The 6,169-nt window shown below is 68.4% G+C and carries 5 protein-coding genes; 3 read left to right on the forward strand and 2 right to left on the reverse strand.

The features are described 5' to 3' along the window. Positions 1-46 precede the first annotated feature (46 nt). Positions 47-2,023: an ATP-dependent zinc metalloprotease FtsH gene (ftsH, locus tag U9980_RS01145; protein WP_322766299.1), complete on the reverse strand. Its 1,977-nt coding sequence runs from the start codon at positions 2,021-2,023 to the stop codon at positions 47-49. Between the two features lie 608 nt (positions 2,024-2,631). Between ftsH and U9980_RS01150 the strand changes: the two genes are divergently transcribed. The 3 genes from U9980_RS01150 to U9980_RS01160 are packed head-to-tail and all read left to right on the forward strand — an operon-like array spanning position 2,632 to position 5,072. After that, entirely contained in the window at positions 2,632-3,036 is a 405-nt protein-coding gene (locus U9980_RS01150; RefSeq protein WP_322766300.1) for a DUF3099 domain-containing protein, read from the forward strand. Between the two features lie 9 nt (positions 3,037-3,045). Further along, positions 3,046-4,227, forward strand: coding sequence for a CaiB/BaiF CoA-transferase family protein (locus U9980_RS01155; RefSeq protein ID WP_322766301.1), 1,182 nt, complete (start codon positions 3,046-3,048; stop codon positions 4,225-4,227). Continuing rightward, complete coding sequence (locus U9980_RS01160) at positions 4,224-5,072, forward strand: SAM hydrolase/SAM-dependent halogenase family protein (RefSeq protein WP_416210107.1); 849 nt, start codon at positions 4,224-4,226, stop codon at positions 5,070-5,072. Before U9980_RS01155 ends, U9980_RS01160 begins: the two co-directional genes overlap by 4 nt. Before the next feature lie 89 nt (positions 5,073-5,161). On the opposite strand, the gene pucL is transcribed toward U9980_RS01160, so the two are convergent. After that, positions 5,162-6,055, reverse strand: coding sequence for a factor-independent urate hydroxylase (gene pucL, locus U9980_RS01165; protein ID WP_322766303.1), 894 nt, complete (start codon positions 6,053-6,055; stop codon positions 5,162-5,164). Positions 6,056-6,169 lie beyond the last annotated feature (114 nt).

Genomic DNA, 6,169 nt, shown 5'->3' on the forward strand with positions numbered 1-6,169 from the left:
GGTAGCGGCCGGCCCGACCGGACCGGTACCGGCGTTCACAACGGAATTATTCCTTGCCCAGCGACGCCGACCGGGACACCTGCGAGGACTGCGGGGACCGGTCGGCGTCGCTGTCCGCATCCACCGGGGCGTGGTCACGCAGGACGTCGTCGAGCACGCCGCCGTCGACGGTCTCCCGTTCCAGCAGGATGCCGGTGAGCGCGTCCAGCGCGCCGCGGTGGGCCCGCAGCAGCGTCATGGCGTGCTCCTCGGCCTCCCGCAGAAGCCTGGCCACCTCCGAGTCGACGATCCGCTGGGTCTCCTCCGAGTACGGTCTGGAGACCAACTCCTCGCCGCCGAGGTACTGGGGGTTGCCCGAGGCGTAACCCACCGGCCCCAGCACAGGGGACAGGCCGAACTCGCGCACCATCCGGGTGGCAAGCGTCGTGGCGCCGGCCAGGTCGTTGGCGGCCCCGGTCGAACCCTGGCCGAAGACGACCAGCTCCGCGGCCCGCCCGCCGAGGCGTACGGCGAGCGAGGCATACAGGTAGCTCTCGGTATAGAGGTGCCGTTCGTCCTCAGGCAACTGCTGGGTGGCACCGAGCGCCATCCCTGCTGGCAGGATTGTGATCTTCGCCACCGGGTCGGCGTGCGGCGAGAGCGCCGCCACCAGCGCATGCCCGGACTCGTGGACGGCCACCGACTGCTTTTCCTCGGGCAGCAGCACGTTGGTGGCGTCGCGCCGGCCCAGGATGATCCTGTCCCGGGCGGCGTCGAAGTCCTTCGCGGTCAGCACGCTGCGCCTTTCCCGCACGGCATGGATCGCGGCCTCGTTGACCAGGTTGGCCAGATCCGCGCCGGAGAAGCCGGGGGTGGCCCGGGCGACCACCGTCAGGTCCACCTCCGGGCTGAACCGCTTGCCCTGACAGTGCACCTTGAGGATCTCCGCCCGTTCCCGTTGGGCCGGTAGCGGCACGGTGACCTGCCGGTCGAACCGTCCGGGCCGCAGCAGCGCCGGGTCGAGGGTCTCGGGCCGATTGGTCGCGGCGAGGACGACCACGCCCTCGGCCGGGTCGAACCCGTCCATCTCGGCGAGGAGCTGGTTGAGGGTCTGCTCACGTTCATCGTGACCGCCGCCGATGAGCCCTGAGCCTCGCTTGCCCCCGATCGCGTCGATCTCATCGATGAAGATGATGGACGGTGCCCGCTTGCGTGCCTCGTTGAACAGGTCCCGGACTCGGGAGGCACCGACCCCGACGAACATCTCGACGAACCCGGAGCCACTCACCGACAGGAAGGGCACCTCGGCCTCACCGGCGACCGCCCGGGCGAGCAGCGTTTTGCCGGTGCCGGGCGGCCCGACCATGAGCACCCCACCTGGGCCCTTCGCCCCGGCCTGCCGGTACCGCTCGGGATTACGCAGGAAGTCGATGACCTCACTGACCTCTTGTTTCGCGCCCTCGTAGCCGGCCACGTCGGTGAATCGGGTGGTCGGGCGTTCAGCATCGATGATCTTCGTTCGGGATCGACCGATGCCGCCGAGCCCGCCCGCCAGCGACCGTTGCGCCGCTCGGCCGGTCCAGAGGAAGAACGCCACCAGCAGAAGAAGCGGCAGGAAGCTCAGCACGATCGACAGGAAGGACGTGCCGGAGCGGGTCGCCTTGACGTCGACCTTCTTGGCCTGCAGCTGGGTGAGGACTCCCTGGGTATCGAGCGCGGTGGGGACCTGCGAGGTGAACCCGGTGCCGTCCTTGAGAGTGCCGGTGACCGCACCCTTGTCGTTGATCGTGATGTTGCGTACCGTACCGGCGTCCACCTGCTGGGTGAGCTGGGTGAAGCTGTAGGCGGTCGCCTGCTTCGCGAACATGCTGGGGGCGAACAACAGGGCCACGGTGATGATGATGCCGATGGGCAGCAGCCAGCGGCGCCAGGTCGGAGGTGGGGTGGGCGCGGGCTTCGGTGGAGTCTCGCGAGGAGGCCCGGAACGCGCCGAGGTCGACAGATGACGTCGGGCGCTTCGGTGGGATCCTTTGCTGGAGATCATTTTTTGGTGCTCCTACCTGTATTGCCCCTGTGGTGCCGCCCAGGCGAACATCAGCGGAAGCCGGTGGCTCCCTGTTGCATCCGTCACAGACGATCGATACCCGTTTCAACGCACGAGCCCTCCGATCGGCGTCGTGGTCATCCTCACCGCGGTGTCGGGAATCAACTGGGCACCGGGTCCGTCCTGACGTCCGGCCACGCAGGTACCCGGCGCCCGGCATACTTTGCCGGGCGCTCTGTGGGAACGATGTGAATCTGGTGTTGTGGCAGGAGCATCAGATTCACATCGTTCAGAGCGCTTGGCAGGAGCAGCGTGGATCAAGAAGTGGGGCTGGGGCGGGTAGATCGCGAGGTGCGTGCCCCAGCCCCGCGACGTCGCGTCCCCGTTGCCGGGCGCTCGTAGTCGGACTTTCGCGGGCGATGCGGGGCCCGGGCGCGCACACTGAACAGGCTTGGAGGCTTGGAGGTGCCGGGCGCTCTTCGTCTGACCGCCCGTTCGCGGCGCCGTCGGCGCCGGTCTGCGAGGCCGGACGCATCGGTTGGTCACAGGGACGTGAGCGGTCACAGGGACGTCAATGGTCGCAGGGAGCAGTCGTAAGGGGTGCGTCGGTGCGGATCAGGCGGAACAGCGACACCACTTTGATCACTCGTGCGGCCCTGTCGCGCCCGGAGGAGATCCAACGCCGCCAGCGACGCTACGTGATCTCGATGCTGTTCCGCACCGTGTGCCTCATCCTTGCCGTGGTTGCGCTGCGCGACTGGGCGCGCTTCGTCGCCATCGCAGTCGCCATCGTCGTACCGTGGTTGGCAGTGGTATTCGCCAACGGCGGTCCACCGCTCGAGAAGGACGCACCGTCGCTGGTCACTCCACGACAGCCGCCGGCCGCTGCCCCACCGCCGGCACTGGGGCACGCCCATCACGAGGTTGTCGACGGTGACGTCGTGGACGTCGTGGACGGCGATCGGGCCTCCGGCGGCGCGGAAAAACATGATCGCGCTGCCTTCGGCCGATAGTGTGAGGGCGTGCTGCCGCTGCAAGGTGTAACCGTCGTCAGCCTGGAACACGCGGTGGCCCTGCCGTTCGCCACCCGTCATCTGGCTGACCTCGGCGCCCGGGTGGTGAAGGTCGAACGGCCGGGGTCCGGAGACTTCGCCCGGGCCTACGACGCGGCGGTGCGGGGTGGGATGTCGGCCCACTTCGCCTGGCTGAACAGATCAAAACAGTCACTGACCGTCGACATCAAGGCTCCCGAAGGTCGCGCGGTGCTCACCCGGCTGGTGAGCCGTGCGGACGTGGTGGCACAGAATCTGGCGCCGGGCGCCGCGGCCCGGCTGGGCCTCGACGCGGCCACGCTGGCTGCGGGGAATCCGAGGCTCGTGGCCGTTGATCTCTCCGGCTACGGCGCGCAAGGCCCCTATGCGCACAAGCGCGCCTACGACATGCTCATCCAGGCCGAGACCGCGCTGATCTCCGCGACGGGCACGGACGAGCACCCCGCGAAGGCGGGGTTCGCCGCGGGTGACGTGTCCGCGGGAACCTACGTCGTCCAAGCGGTACTGGCGGCGTTACTACGCCGCGAGCGTTCCGGCGTCGGCGCCGCTGTCGAGATCACGATGATCGACGCCCTTGCCGAGTGGATGGGGTACTCACTACAGACCGTCGAACACACCGGCGTCGAACCGCCACGGCTGGGCATCGGCCACCCGTCGATCGCGCCCTACGAGGCGTTCACGACAGCCGACGGTGACCGTCTGCTGATCGGCGTCCAGAACGATCGTGAGTGGGCCCGGCTGGCAACCGACGTGCTGGCCCGGCCGGAGGCGGCTGCCGCCGACGATTTCGCCACCAACCAGGCCAGGGTGCGTAACCGGGCGCGCACCGAGGCGCTGGTCGCGGACGCCGTCGTGGCGCTGAGCACGACCGAGACCGAGGCCCGACTGGACGCCGCCGGCATCGCCCATGCTCGCCTCAATACCGTCCGCGGATTGCTCGATCACCCTCAGTTGGCGGCGCGGAACCGATGGACCTCGGTTGACTCACCGGTGGGACCGGTCCGCCAACTGCGCCCGGTGGTTGCTTTTCCCGGTGAGGAGGCTCCGATGGGACCGCTGCCCGCACTCGGAGCAGACACCGACGTCATCCTCGCCGAGCTCGGCTACGGTGCGCCGGAGATCGCCCGGCTCCGGACGAGTGGAGTCATATGAGTCGTATAAATCATATATCGTGTGTGAGTTTTCTGTCCGACTACGGACTTGTCGACGGGTTCGTAGCGTCCTGCCATGGGATGTTGCTGTGTCGGACGCCCGGCGTTCACATCATCGACATCACTCATTTGATACCAGCAGGTGACGTGCGGCGGGGATCGGTCGTACTCGCCCAGACGGTCGGGCATCTGCCACCCGCGGTGCACCTTGCGGTTGTCGACCCGGGGGTGGGCACCTCGCGGCGTGCGCTCGCGGTGGCCACCCCACGGGGATTTCTCGTCGGCCCCGACAACGGCCTGCTGCCGCCCGCAGCCGACGCGCTCGGGGGCGTGCGGTCCGCGGTGGCGTTGGCGGTACCCGCCGAGGTGTCGGCGACGTTCCACGGGCGTGATGTGTTCGCGCCCGCAGCCGCCGCACTCGTGGCTGGCCAGGACTTGGCCGGCCTCGGCATACCGGTGGACCCAGCTGGGCTCGCTCGGCTCCCACCGCCGGTCGCGCGGCCCGTCCGACCGGCCACCGCCGGTGCGGCGTCTCCCACCGCAGTCGAGATCGAAGTCCTCACGGTCGACACCTTCGGCAACGTCCAACTGGCCGGCGCCGCGGACGTGCTCCCCTCGGCCTGGGTTGCCCCCGGCCGTACCATCGAGATCACTGCGGACCGGTCGGTGGCCACCGGCCTGTTCGGGCTCACCTTTGCCTCGGTGGATCCGGGCGAGATCGTCGTCTACGTTGACTCCGCCGGCCTCGTGGCGCTCGCGGTGAACGGGGGGAGCGCGGCGCGGCGCCTGGCGGTCACCGCCGGGGACGTCGTCCGATTGGCCGCCGGCGGCGCGGAACGGCGATGATCGCGCCGCCTTCGACCAGCTGATCGGCAGAAACCCGGGGCCGCCGGCGGCGCGGAACGACAATGATCGCGCCGCCTTCGGCCGACCGATCAGCAGAAGCCCGGGACCGCCAGCCAGGCCGGCCCGGGTGCGGGTGCGTCGTCGCGCTGCACGCTCCCCTCGATCTTTCCATACGGCCGGTCGGCCGGCTGGTAAACGATGTCGGGGTTGTCCAGCCCGAAGGGCGTGAGATCAACCAGGAAGTGGTGCCTGTTCGGCATCGACATGCGGATCTCGGCAACCTCCGGATGAGCGGCGAGTACCTCCCGACCCATTGCGTACAGGGTTTGTTGCAGCGCGAGACTGTGCACCTTTGCAAACGTCTGCAGGAGTACCGCCCGGATGCCCGTGAACAGCCGCCCGTACTCGACATCGGCGCTGGTGTACCGCCATCGGGCGGTGACCTCGGTGGCGAGGACCCGGTCGTCCGCTTCGGGCAGCGTCGTGTACGTGTCCCGAGGGAATCCGCGAAATTCCGATCCGGTTGACTTGAGCAGGATCAGTCCGCCGATTCCGGCTATGACATAGGCCATGTCGTGGTCGACGGTGACCACTGTCGACCGGTATTCACCACCGGCTCGCAAGAAAGAGTGATCATCTGGATGGCCGGCAACGTCGATCCGCTGCCAGCCGTATTCAACGATTTCCATCCGGGCGCCCGTGGTCCATTCACTGGATCCGACGAAATGCCGGGCGAGCCGCAGGCCGAATTCCTCGATCTCGCCGACACCACCGTCGCGCGCGAAGGCATAGACGGTGTTCTTCTGCGTGTCGGTGGGCAGCACGTGGCTGTTGTCCCCGTCGAGGTACGCGCCGGCGAAGTCGCCCCGTAGCACCGATGAGACGTCGATGTCCCTGATCCGGTGAGCCCGGGTCGAACGGTCGATATGGACGAGTCTGACTTCGGCCTTTCCATACTGGTTGTCGCCGAGAATGATTGCCATCGCACCTCCAGGTCGGGCCAACAGACCGCGCCGTCGGTGCCCGGGGCGGCTGGGGACGTCGGAAAGTGAACCGGAAGATTGCCGGGTGGTCTGCGCCCGCGGCTTCCTGCCGCG

Source organism: Protofrankia sp. Cr1 (genome assembly GCF_963555865.1).
Lineage (GTDB): Bacteria > Actinomycetota > Actinomycetes > Frankiales > Frankiaceae > Protofrankia.